Origin of the sequence: Methylocystis sp. H4A, from assembly GCF_015709545.1 — a bacterium.
GTDB classification, from domain to species: Bacteria; Pseudomonadota; Alphaproteobacteria; order Rhizobiales; family Beijerinckiaceae; genus Methylocystis; species Methylocystis silviterrae.
The window spans coordinates 64,355-81,180 of sequence record NZ_JADNQY010000020.1 but is presented as its reverse complement, the minus strand read 5'-3'; the positions used below and the strand labels follow the sequence as shown (position 1 = coordinate 81,180).

At 63.7% G+C, this 16,826-nt stretch carries 13 protein-coding genes; 4 read left to right on the top strand and 9 right to left on the bottom strand.

Translation table 11 applies throughout. The features are described 5' to 3' along the window. Nucleotides 1-110: 110 nt before the first annotated feature. From IYW40_RS06385 to dusB, 5 genes are read right to left on the bottom strand one after another with little or no spacing between them, the layout of a single operon-like run. Nucleotides 111-1,478 (bottom strand): sigma-54 dependent transcriptional regulator, encoded by a 1,368-nt coding sequence (locus IYW40_RS06385; protein WP_196399880.1) that lies wholly within the window; start codon nt 1,476-1,478, stop codon nt 111-113. After that, nucleotides 1,478-3,766 carry a PAS domain-containing sensor histidine kinase gene (locus IYW40_RS06380; RefSeq protein WP_196399879.1) on the bottom strand — a complete coding sequence of 763 codons (2,289 nt, stop codon included), beginning with the start codon at nt 3,764-3,766 and terminating at the stop codon, nt 1,478-1,480. Before IYW40_RS06380 ends, IYW40_RS06385 begins: the two co-directional genes overlap by 1 nt. Before the next feature lie 55 nt (nt 3,767-3,821). Beyond that, nucleotides 3,822-5,297, bottom strand: coding sequence for a nitrogen regulation protein NR(I) (gene ntrC / locus IYW40_RS06375; RefSeq protein ID WP_196399878.1), 1,476 nt, complete (start codon nt 5,295-5,297; stop codon nt 3,822-3,824). 28 nt (nt 5,298-5,325) lie between these two features. Beyond that, complete coding sequence (locus tag IYW40_RS06370) at nt 5,326-6,498, bottom strand: ATP-binding protein (RefSeq protein WP_175094594.1); 1,173 nt, start codon at nt 6,496-6,498, stop codon at nt 5,326-5,328. Further along, a complete protein-coding gene (gene dusB / locus IYW40_RS06365; RefSeq protein WP_196399877.1) occupies nt 6,495-7,556 on the bottom strand; it encodes a tRNA dihydrouridine synthase DusB in 1,062 nt (353 codons plus the stop codon). The genes IYW40_RS06370 and dusB overlap by 4 nt, the downstream gene beginning before the upstream one ends. Nucleotides 7,557-7,656: 100 nt before the next feature. On the opposite strand from dusB, the gene IYW40_RS06360 reads away from it, so the two are divergent. The 3 genes from IYW40_RS06360 (at nt 7,657) to IYW40_RS06350 (ending at nt 10,263) form a co-directional block, all read left to right on the top strand. Continuing rightward, nucleotides 7,657-8,868, top strand: coding sequence for a bifunctional 2-C-methyl-D-erythritol 4-phosphate cytidylyltransferase/2-C-methyl-D-erythritol 2,4-cyclodiphosphate synthase (locus tag IYW40_RS06360; RefSeq protein WP_196399876.1), 1,212 nt, complete (start codon nt 7,657-7,659; stop codon nt 8,866-8,868). 259 nt (nt 8,869-9,127) lie between these two features. Then, nucleotides 9,128-9,553: an alternative ribosome rescue aminoacyl-tRNA hydrolase ArfB gene (arfB, locus tag IYW40_RS06355; protein ID WP_123176070.1), complete on the top strand. Its 426-nt coding sequence runs from the start codon at nt 9,128-9,130 to the stop codon at nt 9,551-9,553. Nucleotides 9,554-9,753: 200 nt separating this feature from the next. Continuing rightward, nucleotides 9,754-10,263: a CinA family protein gene (locus tag IYW40_RS06350; RefSeq protein WP_196399875.1), complete on the top strand. Its 510-nt coding sequence runs from the start codon at nt 9,754-9,756 to the stop codon at nt 10,261-10,263. On the opposite strand, the gene IYW40_RS06345 is transcribed toward IYW40_RS06350, so the two are convergent. Further along, complete coding sequence (locus tag IYW40_RS06345) at nt 10,248-10,718, bottom strand: SRPBCC family protein (RefSeq protein ID WP_196399874.1); 471 nt, start codon at nt 10,716-10,718, stop codon at nt 10,248-10,250. The genes IYW40_RS06350 and IYW40_RS06345 overlap by 16 nt on opposite strands. Before the next feature lie 130 nt (nt 10,719-10,848). Here IYW40_RS06345 and IYW40_RS06340 point away from each other — a divergent pair, with 130 nt between their 5' ends. After that, a complete protein-coding gene (locus IYW40_RS06340) occupies nt 10,849-11,346 on the top strand; it encodes a hypothetical protein (RefSeq protein WP_196399873.1) in 498 nt (165 codons plus the stop codon). Between the two features lie 413 nt (nt 11,347-11,759). On the opposite strand, the gene lipA is transcribed toward IYW40_RS06340, so the two are convergent. From lipA to dnaE, 3 genes are all read right to left on the bottom strand, one after another. Continuing rightward, nucleotides 11,760-12,758: a lipoyl synthase gene (gene lipA, locus IYW40_RS06335; RefSeq protein ID WP_196399872.1), complete on the bottom strand. Its 999-nt coding sequence runs from the start codon at nt 12,756-12,758 to the stop codon at nt 11,760-11,762. A gap of 36 nt (nt 12,759-12,794) precedes the next feature. After that, entirely contained in the window at nt 12,795-13,124 is a 330-nt protein-coding gene (locus IYW40_RS06330; RefSeq protein WP_196399871.1) for a hypothetical protein, read from the bottom strand. Nucleotides 13,125-13,339: 215 nt separating this feature from the next. After that, nucleotides 13,340-16,801, bottom strand: a complete 3,462-nt coding sequence (gene dnaE, locus IYW40_RS06325; protein ID WP_196399870.1) for a DNA polymerase III subunit alpha — start codon at nt 16,799-16,801, stop codon at nt 13,340-13,342. Nucleotides 16,802-16,826: the final 25 nt, after the last annotated feature.

The following is a 16,826-nucleotide window of genomic DNA, read 5'->3' as shown; positions in this document are numbered from 1 at the left end:
TCGAGCGCTTTCCGCCGCCAGTTTATGGGAGGCGTCCGGCTTTGACTCCGCGCCAGCTCTTGCCGCAAACATAACGCAGCGCTTTAACTAGCTCATGTAAGTTAATGTTTCTATGACTCTACCGACAGCGACTTAAGTTTTCGGTGTAAGGCCGAGCGCTCCATACCGATGAACTCCGCTGTTCGGGAAATATTCCCGGAAAAGCGATTGAGCTGAGCGACAAGGTATTCGCGTTCGAAAACTTCCCGCGCCTCTCTGAGCGGTAGACTCATCAGTTTCTCGCCACGCACGCCGGCGGGAGTCGCCGGAACGAGTTCGCCGACATCGGCCGGAAGCATTTCGGCCGTGATCGTCCCGCTGGAATCGCCAGACGTGAGGATCATCAAGCGCTCGACATTATTTCTCAACTGGCGGATGTTGCCGGGCCAGTCGTGCAACTGCAGGACCGCGAGAGCGTCCTCCGAAATCCGTCGGCGCGGCATGCCGGACGCGAGCGACATATTCTCCATGAAATAGTTGATGAGCGCCGGGATATCCTCGCGCCGTTCCGCCAGCGAGGGAATCCGGATCGGCACCACCGCGAGGCGATGAAACAGATCCTCGCGCAGCGTCCCCTCTTCGATCGCCGACGCGAGATCGCGCGCCGAGGACGAGATGATGCGCACGTCGACCTCGACCTTGTTCGATCCGCCAACCCGCTGAAACGTCTGATCGACCAGCACGCGCAGGATTTTCGCCTGCGAATCCTTCGGCATGTCGGCGATTTCGTCGAGGAACAGCGTCCCGCCATGCGCCTCCTCGAGCGCGCCGATCTTGCGTTCGCCGTCGGCGCCTTCGCGGCCGAACAGCTCGATTTCCATGTTCTCCGGCGTGATCGTGGCCGAATTGATGACGACGAACGGCCCCCCGGCGCGACTCGACGCCTCGTGGATGCAGCGGGCGGCGAGTTCCTTGCCCGTCCCAGGCGCGCCGGTGATCAGCACGCGCGAATTCACAGGGGCGACTCGGCCAATGAGCTGCTGCAGCTGATGCGCCGCCGGGGAATCGCCCACGATGCGGTCGAAGGCTCCTGCCCGTTGGCGCAGCGCGGAAAGTTCGCGCCGCAGTTGATAGGCCTCGAGCGCCCGTTCGGCGACGAGCACCAGCCGATCCGCCTTGAAGGGCTTTTCAATAAAGTCGTATGCGCCGATCTTGATCGCGCTGACGGCGGTTTCGATATTGCCGTGGCCCGAGATCATGACCACGGGCAAGCCCTTGTGCTGCTTCTGCGCGAGTTCGAGCACCTGGAGGCCGTCCAGCCGAGACCCTTGCAGCCAGATGTCGAGAAAAACGAGATGCGGACGGCGGCTTGCAATCGCCGCAAGCGCTTCGTCGGAGTCTTTGGCGGTGCGGACCCCGTGCCCTTCGTCGCTCAGAATTCCGGCGACAAGCTCTCTGATGTCCTCTTCATCGTCGACAATCAAAATATCGCTTGCCATTATACCCCGCTCTGTCCCGGCTCACTTGCATGCGCCGGCGCTTTTTCATCCTGTGCGCCCGCCGCGCGTGGCTCCTCTTTCGAGGGCGTCTCCGCGGCGAGGGGCACGATGAGCCTGACGCAGGCCCCCCGACCCGACGGCGCGTCCAGCAGCTCCAGCCGGCCTCCGTGATCCTCGACAATCTTGGCGACGATCGGCAGGCCCAGTCCGGTGCCGTCCGATCGCGTCGTCATGTAAGGCTCGAGCAAGCGCTGCCGGTTCATCGCCGGGAAGCCCTTACCATTATCGATCACGTCGATTTCCGCCATGCGATCGCGCACATCCAACTTGATTTCAACTCGTCCCTTTTCCAGAGCGTCTTTTTCTTCGCGTGCGGCGATGCCTTCGACGGCGTTCTTCACGATATTGGTGAGCGCCTGCGACAGCAAGCGGCGATCGAACTGCGCGATGACGGGCGTTTCGGGCAAGTCTTCGGCGATGTCGAGATCGGCGTTGCCGACGCGCATGAGGAACGCGACCTGCCGAATGCATTCGTTGAGATCGTCGCGCGCCGGGCGCGCCTTCGGCATACGCGCAAAGGACGAAAACTCGTCGACCATACGCTTGATGTCGTCGACCTGGCGCACAATCGTGTCTGTGCATTGGTCGAAAATGTCTCGATCCTCCTGGATGACCTTGCCGTATTTGCGGCGCAGCCGCTCGGCCGAAAGCTGGATCGGCGTTAAAGGATTCTTGATCTCGTGAGCGATGCGCCGTGCGACGTCCGCCCAGGCGGAGGTGCGCTGCGCCATCACGAGGTCGGTGATGTCGTCGAGCGTCACCACGTAGTTGTGTTGTCCCGCATCGGCGCGCGCCGAGGTGACTCGCACATTCAAGGTGCGCTCGGCGACGCCGCGCTTGATGATGATCTGGCTTTGAACGGCGCGCGGAAAAACTTCCGCCGCGTCCTTCAGGATGGGGACGATCTCCGGCAAGACCGACGCCACCGAGGCGCCGACGGTCGCCTGCCCCGTCGGGTCCGCCAGCGACAGTTCCTCGGCTGAGCGGTTGAGAATGGTGACGACGCTTTCCGAGTCCACGCCCATAACCGCGACCGGCACGCCGGAGAGCACGGCCTCGGTGAATTCGCGACGTTCGTCATTGATCCGGTTGGCCTCGATCAGCCGGTTTTGCTGAAGATTGAGCTCGGTCGTCATATTGTTGAAGACGTCGCCGAGGCGCGCCAAATCGCCATGCTGCTTGTCGACGTTGACGCGAACGTCGAGATTGCCCGCCGACACCTCGTCGGTTGCGGCGATCAGGTCGCGGATCGGCGTCACCAGCCGGTCGGCGAAATCCAGTCCGAACCAGATGGACGACAACAGCATGATCGTCGTCAGGAAGGCGTACATCAGCACGAAGGCCCGCTGCACGGCGGCGCGATAGGAATCGAAGGCGTCGTAGCTGCTGATCAGGCTTTGAGCCTGTTTGGGAAACTCCACCGCGATCGGGTCGATGGGCCGGGTGACGTAAAGGAAAGTGTCCTGAAAGGCGCTGAGCGCGCGCAAAGCGACGAAGCTCTTGCCGTCATCGATAACGAGGCACAGAGGCTCCCCGCGCCGCGCGTCGTCGAACTCGGATTGCGGCGGGGCGATGATGATGGCGGCGGCGTTCTGCGCCACGTCGACGCGGTCGAGAATTTCGCCGTTGGATTTCACCAGGGCCGCGACAGAGAAGCCCAGGAAATACGCCCGCGACTGAAATATCTGGTGAAAATAGGGTCGGTCGGAATTGTAAAGGATGCTCGCGCGATCGAGGTCCGAGGCCGTGAGCTGCGCCTCCTGCAGTAGCGCCCGGCACTGACTTTCGCGGAACACGGCCGCGGCTTCCGCCGTGTTGTGGACGAAGACCTTGACGCTCGACATGAAGGCGGGATTGAGCACGCGCTCCAGCGTCAGCGATCCCGCTACGGCAAGCAGAATCGCCGGGATCAAAGCAATGACCGCGAAAAAGCCGACCGTGCGCACATGAAGGCGCGCCGCCGCTTCGCCGCGCCGCCAGACGCGATAGAGGCGCCAGGCCTTGACGATCACCATCGCGAGCAGAACGGCGACAAAGACGCCGTTGATGATGAGCAGCGGCAATAAGCGGTCGTCTGTCGGCGATATCGCGCCGAATTCGGCCACGACCAGGAATGTAGCCAAAGCGCAGCCGACGGCCCCGATCACAATGATCGGGCCGAACCAGCTGCGAAACGGCGTTCTGCCTTTCGCCTTTAGCGGAGAAGCCGAGTCTCCGGTCAGGGCCATGGCGCCTGTATAGGCTCCGCCCGCGCCGGTTGCAATTGAACGGCCAGGAGAGTCGCTATCGCGGCGAACGCATCAGGCGGATGTCGAGATCGTTCACTTTCTTGCGCAGCGTGTTGCGGTTCAGTCCGAGCAATTCCGCCGCCTTGATCTGATTGCCGCGCGTGGCCGCAAGCGCTGCGGAGACAAGCGGAATTTCGATCTCGCGGATGATCCGGTGATAGAGACCGGGCGGCGGCAACTGATCCCCATAGTCGCGGAAGAGCTTGGCCAGATGAAGCTCGACGGAGCTAGAAAGTGTTTGTCCATCAAACATTTCTTGCGACGTCGCGGCTGCGGCTGAGCCTTTGTCCCCGCCCGGGTCAGCCTGCCGAATCTCGTGTTCGAGTTCGGCCTCGACGAGCTGGTCGGAAATGACTTCCTGGGGGTGCAGCGCGGCGAGCCGGCGGATGAGGTTTTCGAGCTCGCGGATATTGCCCGGCCAGCGATATTTCTTCATCCGGTCGAGCGCGGCCTGATCGATGTATTTCTGCGGCAGTCCTTCGCTCGCCGCCACTTTGAAGAAGTGATGCACGAGGTCGGGAATGTCCTCGGCGCGCTCGCGCAGCGGCGGCAGCCGAAGCGGCACGACGTTGAGGCGGAAGTAAAGATCCTCGCGGAACAGGCCCTGTTGGATGAGTATCCGCAGATCCTTGTTGGTGGCGGCGATGATCCGGACATTGGTCTTGATCGGCGTGCGCCCACCCACGGTCGTGTATTCGCCCTGCTGCAGCACGCGAAGCAGCCTGGTCTGCGCCTCCATCGGCATGTCGCCGATCTCGTCGAGAAACAGCGTGCCGCCCTCGGCCTGCTCGAAGCGGCCGGCCGATCGCTGGTTGGCGCCGGTGAAGGCGCCCTTCTCATGGCCGAAGAGTTCGCTTTCGATCAGATCGCGCGGAATCGCCGCCATATTGACGGCGACGAAGGGCCCCTTCTTGCGCTTTCCGTAATCGTGCAGGGCGCGGGCGACGAGTTCCTTGCCGGTTCCCGACTCGCCATTGATCATGACCGTGAGGTCGGTCTGCATCAATCGCGCGAGCGAACGATAGATTTCCTGCATCGCCGGGGAGCGGCCGACGAGCGGCATTCCCTCGATCTCATCGTGGTGATCATCTTCGGGCCGTTTGCGGGGCTCGGCCATGGCGCGGCCGACGATGCCGACGAGCTCCTTGAGATCGAAAGGTTTCGGCAGATAGTCGTATGCGCCACGCTCCGACGCCCGAATAGCGGTCATGAACGTGTTTTGCGCGCTCATGACGATGATCGGGAGTTCGGGACGCAGCTTTTTGATGCGCGGCAGAAGCTCGAAAGCGTTCTCGTCGGGCATGACGACGTCGGTGACGACGAGATCGCCCTCGCCCGACTGCACCCATCGCCACAAGGTCGCGGCCGCGCCGGTGGTGCGCACTTCATAGCCCGCACGCGAAAGCGCCTGCGCGACGACCGTGCGAATAGAAGCATCGTCGTCGGCGACCAGAATTTCTCCTCGCGTCATTACTTCGTTCTCCCGCCTTTGCGAGATGTCATGCACGCCGTTCCTCGCGTTGCTCGGCCCGTTTTGGCCTGTACATTGGCATCAACACCCGGAAGGTCGTGCGCCTCGGGAGGGACTCGCACTCCACGATGCCGCCGTGGTCGTTGACGATCTTCGCAACCAGTGCAAGTCCGAGGCCAGTTCCTGTCGACTTGGTGGTGACAAAGGGATCAAAGAGATGCGCGGCGATGTCCTCCGGAACGCCGGGGCCATTGTCGCGCACGCAAAATTCGAGCGGCAGTCCGATCGGGCTTTTCTCGCCAAGCGCGCGCAGACTGACGCCGGGCCGGAAAGCGGTTGAGAGTTCGATCTCCCCATCAACGGCTTCGCCGACGGCTTCCGCCGCGTTCTTCACGAGATTGAGGAAGGCCTGCACCAGTTGATCGCGATTGGCGTAAACCGGCGGCAGCGATGGGTCGTAATTCTCGACGAAGCGAACATTGCGGGCGAATCCGCTCTGCGCGACGCGTTTCACGTGATCCAGCACCGAATGGATGTTCACCTGCTCGCGCTGCAATGGACGCGCGTCGGAAAAAACCTCCATCCGATCGACAAGGCGCACAATCCGATCGGTCTCGTCGCAAATCAGCCGCGTCAGCGCGCGGTCCTGATCGCCGAGCGCCGATTCGAGCAGTTGTGCGGCGCCGCGAATGCCGGACAGCGGATTCTTGATTTCGTGCGCCAGCATCGAGGCCAGCCCCGAAACCGAGCGAACAGCGCCGCGATGCGTCAGTTGCCTGTCTATTTTGTCGGCAATTGTGCGCTCCTGCAGCATAACAAGCACGAGCCCGTCGCCCTCGGGCAGCGGCGCGCAATGAACGTCGACGCGTCGGTCGGCTTCCTGGCCGGGCCGGCCGAGATCGACCTTGTATTCATTGATTGTCGCGCCACGTTCACGAACCTGCTCGATGAGCGCGGTGAGCGGCGATCCGAAGGGCAGCAGCCGATCGAGCGACTGCCCGATGAGCAGAGGTTTGCCGAGCTCGAAGAAGGCCTCCGCGGCGGCGTTGGCGTCCTCGATGACGCCATCGCGGGCGACGGTCAGAATCGCGTTCGGCAAGGCCTCGAGCATGCATGATCGGCCGGCGTCATTGATGATCTTGAGCGGCTCATAGCTGCCGCAATGCGCGCTATTGCGTCGGGGGCGGTCAAAAACGCTCATGCCGCGATCCCCTGCTCTGCCGGCAGCGCCTTCAGAAAAATCACCTCAATCAGCCGCGCCGCCTCGTCCGGCGAATCTGTGGTGACCAGCGCGTGGCGCGCATCGGCTGCGGCATGGCCCGCCAAGTGATCGACCATGCGATCGACCAAGCGATCGACATAGGCGGCGAGATGTTTGCGCGCGTGCCTCAACCCAGCCGACGCGCCCATCGACGCCAGCAGGCCTTCGAGATGTTCGCGCGCGATTTCAGCACGCTGCGCCAGCGTGGGCGGCGCGCGCCGCTCGCCGGTCTGCAGAAAATGCGCGATATCGCCGACGATCCAGGGCTGCCCCATGGCCGCCCGTCCGATCATGACTCCGTCGGCGCCGGAATGCTCCAGCATCTGCACGGCGTCGTCTTCGCCGGCGCAGTCGCCATTGGCGATCACCGGAATTCGCACGGCCGCTTTCGCCGCCGCGATCGCGCGCCAATCGGCGCGGCCTGCATAAAACTGCTGGCGCGTGCGCCCATGCACGGTGATCATCGCGGCGCCTTCGGCTTCCGCAAGGCGCGCGAGATCCACGACGTTTCTGGTCGCTTCATCCCATCCCAACCGCATCTTGACGCTCAGCGGCACGCATATTGCCTCGCGTGCTGCAGAGATCAGCCGCGCCGCTTGATCGAGATCGCGCATCAGCGCGGCGCCCGCGAGGCCTCCGGTGACACGCTTGCAAGGACAGCCCATGTTGATGTCGATCCAGTCAGCTCCAGAGGATTCGGCGCTTCGCGCGGCGGCCGCCATTTCCGCCGGCTCGCGCGCGGCGATCTGAATGACCCGCGGCCCGACGCCGGCGCATTCCAGCCGCATCGCCGTCTCGCGATCGCCGCGGGCGACGCCAGCGGCCGTCACCATCTCGCTCACCGTCGCCGACGCCCCCAGGCGCGACGCGATGCGGCGCATGGTCGGGTCGGTCACGCCAGCCATCGGCGCGAGGAGCGCGCGACCCGTCAGCGTGATCCCGCCAATGCTCAGAGGCGAAGGGGCAAAGCCAACGCCTAGTTTTTTGGCAGTAGCCATCGTGCCCACATCATAAGCAGTTCCCTTCGCACTTGCAACATAGCATTTCTCCGGCCCGTTGGCATTTGACGGCGTTGGCGAAAACCGACAGAGAGCGGCCATGGGCGCCGCTCACGTCATTCCATCCATCGCCATCCTTGTCGTCGCCGGAGGGCGCGGCGCACGGGCGGGCGACGGCCCGCCAAAACAATATCGACCGATCGCCGGCATGACGCTGCTCGCCCGAACGCTGCATGGGCTGCATATGGCCATGCCCCAGGCCGCGCTCAAGGTCGTCATCCATAAAGACGACCTTGAGGATTATGCCGCGAGCATAGCGGAGCTTTCCCATTCCGATCGGGCCCGGCTTCTTCCGCCGGCCTTCGGCGGCGCGAGCCGGCAGGAAAGCGTCAGGAACGGCCTCGAGGCGCTCGCGGCCGAGGGCGCGCCGGACATCGTGCTGATTCACGACGCCGCGCGTCCTTTCGCGGATGCCGCGCTCATCGCGCGCGCGATCGAGGCGGCCGCGATCCACGGCGCCGCCGCCCCCGGCGTGCCGCTCGCCGATACGATAAAGCAGATCGACGGCGCCGGCGTCGTCGTCGCGACGCCCGACCGCTCGCGGCTCCGCGCCGTGCAGACGCCGCAGTCCTTTCGATTCGATCTCATAATGACAGCCCATCGCGCCGCGGCCGCGGGCGGGCGCGACTTTACCGACGACGCCATGATCGCTGAAGCCGCCGGCGTGAAGGTGCATATTTTCGAAGGCGACGCCGCCAATTTCAAACTCACGACGCAACAGGACTTCGCCCGCGCCATGCAGCAGTTGAAGCAACCCGAATTCGCCGATCTGCCCGACATCCGCATGGGTCAGGGCTATGACGTCCACGCCTTCGGACCAGGCGATTCCGTCTGGCTTGGCGGCGTCGCGGTCCCGCATACGCATGGCCTCTCCGGCCATTCCGACGCCGATGTTTTGTCTCACGCGATCACCGACGCCATTCTCGGCGCCATCGCCGAGGGCGATATCGGCGCGCATTTCCCGCCGTCCGATCCGCAGTGGAAGGGCGCGGCGTCGTCGATCTTTCTGGCGCGCGCCTGCGAACTGGTCCGGGCGCGTGGCGGCGCCATCGCCAATGTCGACGCCACGATCATTTGCGAAGCGCCAAAGATCGGTCCGCACCGGGAGCGCATTCGCGAAAGCCTCGCGGCGACGATGGGCGTCGACCTCGGCCGCGTCGCGATCAAGGCGACGACCACCGAGCGGCTGGGATTTACCGGAAGGCAGGAAGGCATGGCGGCGCTAGCGATCGCCACGGTAAGGTTGCCGTGAGGGACTGAGCGAGCCAGCATCTGCTCCCAGTCGCGTCACTGCGAGCCGAACGCGAACCTATCCAGTGTCGCTGACGAATTGGATTGTCATTCCCGACGCGCGCTTGCGCGCGATCGGGAATCCAGAGTCGCAACAAACATCCTCGTTATTGCTCTGGATTCCCGGTCAGACCTGCGGCCTGCCGGGAATGACACAGCGCGCAATGACGACTGGCCCGCATCACCTGCTATAAACCCGCTTTGCAGAGTTGAGGCCTCTCATGATCCGCGTGACCGATAGAATCGCGCTCCACGAATGGGAAATCGTGGAGGAATTTGCGCGCGCTTCGGGACCGGGCGGGCAAAATGTGCAGAAGGTCGAAACCGCCGTGCGGCTGCGCTTCGACATCCGCAATTCGCCAAGCCTCGCCGATGATGTGAAGGCGCGGCTGGCGCGTCTCGCCGGCCGACGGTTGACGAAGGACGGCGTCATCCTCATCGAAGCGCGCCGCCATCGCACGCAGGAGCGCAACCGGGCGGATGCGCTCGATCGTCTCATCGACCTCATCCGCATCGCAGCGGCTCCGCCGCCGCCACCGCGAAAGAAAACCCGGCCGACGCTCGGCTCGAAAATCAGGCGTCTTGACGGCAAGAAGCAGCGCGGCGACGTGAAGGCGCTGCGCGGCAAACCGACGCATGAGTTATGATACGGATTCCGGCTGATCCGTCCTGTTGGGCCGTGTCATTCCCGGCGGGCCGAAGGCCTGACCGGGAATCCAGGGCCGATCCAAGAACGCCGGTTTTGTTCTGGATTCCCGATCGCGCGCGTTGCGCGCGTCGGGAATGACACTTGAGCCGTTCAAAGGATTTCATATGACATACGTAATGCGCATTTATGAGATACGTAATGCATGAACATATGACATACGTAAAAGCTAAAGAACTTCTCGACAGAGCCCGCGCCAAAGGCCTGCGTCTTGCGAGCGCCGAATCCTGCACCGGCGGGCTGGTGGCCGCGGCGCTCACCGAAATCCCAGGCTCGTCCGACGTGTTCGACCGCGGCTTCGTCACCTACTCCAACGCCGCGAAATCCGACATGCTTGGCGTCGCGGACGCATTGCTCAAAGCGCATGGCGCCGTCAGCGCCGAGGTCGCGCGCGCCATGGCGCTGGGCGCCATCGAACACGCGCTGGCCGATGTCGCTGTCGCGGTGACGGGCGTCGCCGGACCCGGCGGCGGTTCACTCGAAAAGCCTGTGGGGCTCGTTCATTTCGCCTGCGCCCGGCGCGACGGCGGCGTCGATCATGTCGAGCGCCGCTATGGACCGCTGTCGCGCGCCGAGATCCGCGCCGCCTCCGTCATGCAAGCGCTGGACATGATGATTGACGCCGTCGACGCGGCTCAGCGGCGGCCGTAAACCTCGTCGGCGCGTGCAGCGAAGGCGTCCGCATATTTGTGGAACGCGCGATCAAACATCGCACCCATCACAAAGCCAAGCGCCGGGCTCTTGAATTCATAGGCGATGAAGAACTCGACCAGCGACCGGGGCGCGCCGCCGCTCGCCGCCGGCTCGTCGCGAAACGTCCAGCGATTGTCGAGTTTTCGAAACGGTCCCTCGGCGCACTCGACCCTGATGTCTAATTTGTTGAAGTCGCAGCAGACGCGGCTCACATAGCGCTCGCAGATCGCTTTGAAGCCGACCTGCATCTCGATCAGCGACACCTCGACCCCAGGCGAGATCTCCGACCGTCGCCGGATGCGAACGGCCTCGCAGAGGGGCACGAATTGCGGATAGGATTCAACGTCGCGCACCAGCGCGAACATTTCTCCTGCGCTGTGCGGCACGTGGCGACGGTTGCGAAAACTCTTCATGAGCCAAGCTTCTAGTTCATTGACGAGAGCGGCAAAAGTCGCCGCCGTCACGCGGCTGGAACATTTGCGTCACGTCGCGGTTCTATCGACGAGCTCTCGCTGGCTCCTGAGATATTCTACGGAGGGAACAATGGCCAACAAATCCGATTTCACAGCTGATGAATGGAAAAAACTGCTTGAATCGCCGCTGCTGGCCGGCTTCGCCGTCAGCGCTGGCGATCCGAGCGGCTTTATCGGAACGCTGCAGGAGGGTTTCGCGAGCGCCAAGGCTTTGGCCACCGCAAAATCCGATCCCAACGCCGACGCGCTGATCAAGGCGGTTGTCGAGGACCTTCTCACGCCCGACGGACGCACTGCGGCCCGCGATGGGGTGAAGGGCGTGGTCGACGGGGCCAAAGTGGAGGAGTTCAAAGATCGGGCGCTCGTCGAGTTGCGCCGCACCGCCTCCATCCTCGATTCGAAGGCGCCCAATGAGTCGAAGGCGTTCAAGGACTGGCTCAACCATATCGCCAATCTGGTGGCGGAAGCGGGCGTCGAGGGCGGTTTTCTGGGCTTTGGCGGGGTGAAGGTCACCGACGCCGAACGCGCCACCCTGGCGGAAATCTCCACCGCGCTTGGCGCCGCGTAAGAGACTTATTTCGGGCGGCGCAGCCTCGCGCCGCTCCCGGCCCAGCACGCTCACGCCACTCGGTCCGCCTCGGTCGCGTTCTAATCGTCATGCAAAATTCCGAATGGCGCAGTCCTCGTCATTCGAGACGCCACCTTCGATCTCGGGCCTGCCCGAGATCGACATTAAATTCGCAAGTCGGGTAAACCCGACTTGCGGGCGGCTCCTCAGGATGAGGACTGCTAACTGGGGCAAGACACGATGGAAATTAGCCGCTCAGCTTCTGAGGGCAGCGTTCTCCGATTCGCTCGGAGCGGCTGAGGAATCAAAGGCCCCTCATCCTGAGGAGCGTGCGCAGCACGCGTCTCGAAGGACGAGGGGCCGCTCCCAGCGTCGAAGACCCGGCGTGGGTGCGATCTGAAAGGCGGCGACGCTCAACTTATCGGGCTCGCCTCGCCTAGCGCGAGCCGTCGCTGGCGCGCCGCGCGCAATTTCGCGAAATCCTCCCCCGCATGATGCGACGAGCGGGTGAGCGGCGAGGCGGCGACGTAGAGGAAGCCCTTCGAATAGGCGAGCGTCTTATAGGATTCAAATTCCTCCGGCGTCACGAAGCGCTCGATCGCGTGGTGCTTGCGCGTCGGCTGCAGATACTGGCCGATGGTGATGAAATCGATGTCCGCCGACCGCATGTCGTCCATCACCTGCATCACTTCGAGACGGCTCTCGCCGAGCCCGACCATGATCCCGGATTTGGTGAAGACGGAAGGGTTCAGCTCCTTGGCGCGCTGAAGCAATCGCAGCGAGTGGAAATAGCGCGCGCCCGGCCGCACGGTGACATAGAGCGACGGCACGGTCTCGAGATTGTGATTGAAGACGTCCGGGCCCGCCGCCACTACGCGCTCCAGCGCGCCAGGCTTCCTGAGGAAGTCCGGCGTGAGCACTTCGATCGTCGTTTCGGGACACGCCAACCGGATGGCGGCGATGGTCTCGGCGAAATGACCGGCGCCGCCGTCATCCAGATCGTCGCGATCGACGGACGTCACCACGACATGCGACAGGCCGAGAGCGCGCGTGGCTTTGGCGACCCTGCCCGGCTCGGTCGGGTCGAGCGGCGTCGGCAGGCCCGTGGCGACATTGCAGAACGCACAGGCGCGCGTGCAGATCTCGCCCATGATCATGAAAGTGGCGTGTTTTTTCTCCCAGCATTCGCCGATGTTGGGACAGGAAGCTTCCTGGCACACGGTCGCGAGCCCGGCGTCCTTCAACAGGCCGCTGGTTTCCGCCCAGGCCTTCGAACCCGGCGCCTTGACGCGAATCCACGGCGGCTTGCGCAGAATGGGCGCGTCAGGCCGGCCCGCCTTTTCAGGATGACGCAGAGGCGGCTCCCCCCGTTTCTTTCGGGGGTCGTCGTTCAAGAGATCAAGCACGGTCAAGAGCGGAGAGTCTCCTCTCTCACCAAGCTAGGCATATCAATGGCGGACGGCAATGTCCTCGGAAGATCTATTGCCGTGAGGCAGCGCCCGGCATCCGACGCAGAACAGCGCCGCGCCGATCGCGCCGGCGATCAAGACCGCGTCTGCGCAGCGCTGGCCCACTCCTGCCCGAACGGCGAGTTCGGCCGCCAGCCATGCCCCCGTGACCCCCGAGAGCAGCAAAGCCCCTGCTCGAACGTCGACGTGCAGAACATGCCAGAGTTTTGTCGCGCTCCAGCCGACAAGCCCGCCGATGAGCAGAAGGGCGAGGAACTGCGCGTTGGGCGCGCCAACGATCGCGGCTGCGGCGGAGAGCAACGCGTCCATGAGGGTCTCCCGGCGGGATGAGGAAAGGTTGCAGTTAGAGCTAACGGCCCATTAACGATCTCGACGAGCTTTTGTTCCCGGCGTCCGCTGAAAAGATTGCACCCGCGCGGGGCGCCCAGGGTCTCGATCGCGCAGCTGCTTCATAGCAAATACGCCTGAATGAATTTAAATCAGATACTTAATTATTAAAGCTATAGTTTAAGTTTAAGAGCTCCCTACAGATATTCGACCTCCAGAACGCCGGGAATGGCGCGCAGCGCGCCAGCGACGTCCGGAGTGATCGGATAGCTTCCGGGCAGTCGGATTTCGATTTCCTCCCGTCCCGCATCGCGCTTCAGAAGAATCGACACCTCGCCGTCGCCACGGCCGGCGAGCCGCGTCTTGATCCCGTCGAGCGGCCCCTCGTCGCCGACCACGACGCGCAGTCCCTTCTGCGCGCGCGCCGCCGCCGCGGCCAAAGGTTCGACAGCAACGATGCGCGCCCGGACGTCCTCGCCCTCAACCGCCGCGGAGAGGGTCACGAGCACCGCCGCGCCCTTCTCCAGAAGGTCGCGATATTGCGTCAGCCCCTCCTGGAAGAGGATCGCCTCATAGTGTCCGCTGACGTCCGAGAGCTGCAAGATGCCCATCTTGGACCCGGATTTGGTGCGCCTCTCGGTCCTGTCCAAAACCACGGCGGCGAGTCGGCCGGCGGTCGCGCCGCGCTTGACCGAGGCGGCGAATTCGCTCCAACGCGACACGCGGATTTTCGGCAAGAGGCCGGCGTAAGCGTCGAGCGGATGGCCCGAGAGGAAAAAGCCGGCGGCTTCATATTCGCGTCGCAGCGTCTCGGCCGCTGGCCAGGGCGGCGTCTTTGGAACCGCGAGATCCGCAGGCTCGGCTTCGCCAAAGAGCGCATTTTGTCCGGCCTTGCGGTCCTCGGCGTGCCTGTTCGCGGCGGCGAGCATCGGTTCGATCGCGGCGAAAGCCTTGGCGCGATTGGGCTCGATTTCGTCGAAGGCGCCGCAGGCCGCGAGGCTCTCCAGCGTCTTCTTATTCACTTCGCGCGGGTTCAGCCGTCTCGCGACGTCGGCGAGGCTCGTAAATTGGCGCGCTCCGCGGGAGCGCACGAGAGACTCGGCCTGCGCTTCGCCGACGCCCTTGATCGCCGAAAATGCGTAGCGGATCGCAAGCCTGCCTTCGGCGTCCGGCGCGACGTCGAAGTCGACGCCCGACTCATTGATCGATGGCGGTTCGACCGCGATGCCCATGCGCCGCGCCTCGTCGCGGAATTCGGCGAGCTTGTCGGTCTGGCTCTTGTCGAAGGTCATCGAGGCGGCGAGGAATTCCGCCGGATAATGCGTCTTGAACCAAGCGGTCTGATAGGCGATCAGCGCATAGGCCGCCGCATGACTCTTGTTGAAGCCATAATCGGCGAATTTCGCCAAGAGGTCGAAGATGAAATTGGCGAGGTCCGCCTTTACATCGCGCGCGATGGCGCCTTTGACGAAGCGCTCGCGCTGGGCGTCCATCTCGGACTTGATTTTTTTGCCCATGGCGCGGCGGAGCATATCGGCTTCGCCCAGCGTGTAGCCGGAGAGCACCTGCGCGATCTGCATCACCTGCTCCTGGTAGATGATGACACCGAAGGTCTCCTTCAGAATGGGCTCGATCTTGGGATGGTAATAATCCGCCTCCTCATCGCCGAGCTTCACCGCGCAATAGGTGGGGATATTCGCCATCGGTCCCGGGCGATACAGCGCCACGAGCGCAATGATGTCCTCAAAGCGATCCGCGTGCATTTCGACCAGCGCCTTGCGCATGCCGGCGCTTTCCAGCTGGAATATCCCGACCGTCTCGCCGCGGCCGAGCAGCGCATAAGTCGCCGGATCATCGAGCGGAACCTTGGCGAGGTCGAAGCCAGGGTCGCGGCGGCGCGCCAGACTACTCGCCGTTGCGAGCACGGTGAGCGTCTTCAGACCGAGAAAGTCGAATTTGATCAATCCCGCCGGCTCGACCCACTTCATATTGAACTGGGTCGCCGGCATGTCAGACTTTGGATCGCGGTAAAGCGGCGTCACCTCGTGCAGCGGGCGGTCGCCGATGACGACGCCGGCGGCGTGGGTGGAGGCGTTGGAAAAAAGCCCTTCGAGCGCGCCGGCGATTTTAAAGAGGCGCCTGACGCGCTCGTCCTCCTCCACGGCCTCGCGCAACTTCTGCTCACTCGCCAGCGCTTCGGCGAGCGTGACGGGCTTCGCCGGATTCTGCGGCACCAGCTTGGCGAGCTTGTCGACCTGTCCGAGCGGCATTTCGAGCACACGACCGACGCTGCGCAAAACGCCGCGCGCCAGGAAGGAGCCGAAGGTGATGATCTGCGCGACTCGGTCGGCGCCATAGCGGCGTCTGACGTAGTCGATCACTTCGCCGCGCCGCGTCTGGCAGAAGTCGATGTCGAAGTCCGGCATCGAATTGCGCTCAGGGTTGAGGAAGCGTTCAAAGAAGAGTCCGAAGCGAACCGGATCCAGATCGGTGATGGTCAGCGCATAGGCCACGAGCGAACCCGCGCCGGAGCCGCGTCCCGGTCCGACCGGAATTTCCTGGGATTTGGCGAATTTGATGAAGTCGGAGACGATGAGGAAATAGCCCGGAAAGCGCATCTTCTCGATGACGGAAAGTTCGAAATCGAGTCGCGCGGCGTATTCTTCCCGCGTTCGGCCTGGCGCCGGCCCATGCCCGGCGAGGCGCAGCTCCAGCCCTTCGATCGCTTGACGGCGCAGCTCCTGCGCCTCGATTTCGTCGAGAGAATGCGCATCGCGCGCCTCCTGGACGAAGCGCGGCATGATCGGCTTGCGCGTTTGGGGCCGGAAGCTGACGCGACGGGCGATCTCCAGCGTGTTGGCGGTCGCCTCTTGGAGATCGGCGAAAAGCGCGCACATTTGGGCGCGAGTCTTGAAGTAGTGCTCGGGCGAGACCCGCCTCCGATCGTCGACGCTTGTCACCGCGCCTTCGGCGATGCAGAGCAGCGCGTCATGCGCTTCGAAATCGGCGGGCTGAGCGAAATAGGGCTCATTGGTCGCGACGAGCGGCAAGCCGCGACGATAGGCAAGGTCCAGCAGCTGCGGCTCCACGTCGCGTTCAGAACGCAAACTGTGGCGCTGAACCTCGATATACAGCCGGTCGCCGTAGAGACGCTCGAGCGTTGCGAGGCGCGCACGCGCCTGCTCCGGCCTGCCCTGCGCCAGGGCGCGGTCCAACGCGCCATCTGGCCCGCCGGTCAGCGCGATCAGCTCCTCGGCGTCGGCGGCCAGCGCTTCGAGCGTCAGATGCGGCTCGTCGCCCTGCTCCGTGTCGAGAAAGGCGCGCGAGGCGAGCCGCATCAAATTGCGATAGCCAGCCTCGGTCTTGGCCAGCAGCACGAGATTGGCGAAACGATCGTCGCGCGCCGAAACTGCGCCGCCCTTGCCGTCGCCGAAGTCGACGCGGAGCTGTGCGCCTGCGATCGGTTGGAGGCCGGCCTTGGCGGCCTTCTCCGAAAACTCCAGGGCCGCGAAAAGATTATTGGTGTCGGTGACAGCGAGCGCGGGCTGGAGGTCGCGCACCGCGAGATCAATCAGCTTGCCGAGCGAAAGCGCGCCCTCGCGAAGCGAATAGGCGGTGTGGACGTGAAGATGCACAAAGCCGGCTTCGGCGGCAGGCATGGTCGCAGGCCTTGAGGACACGGAC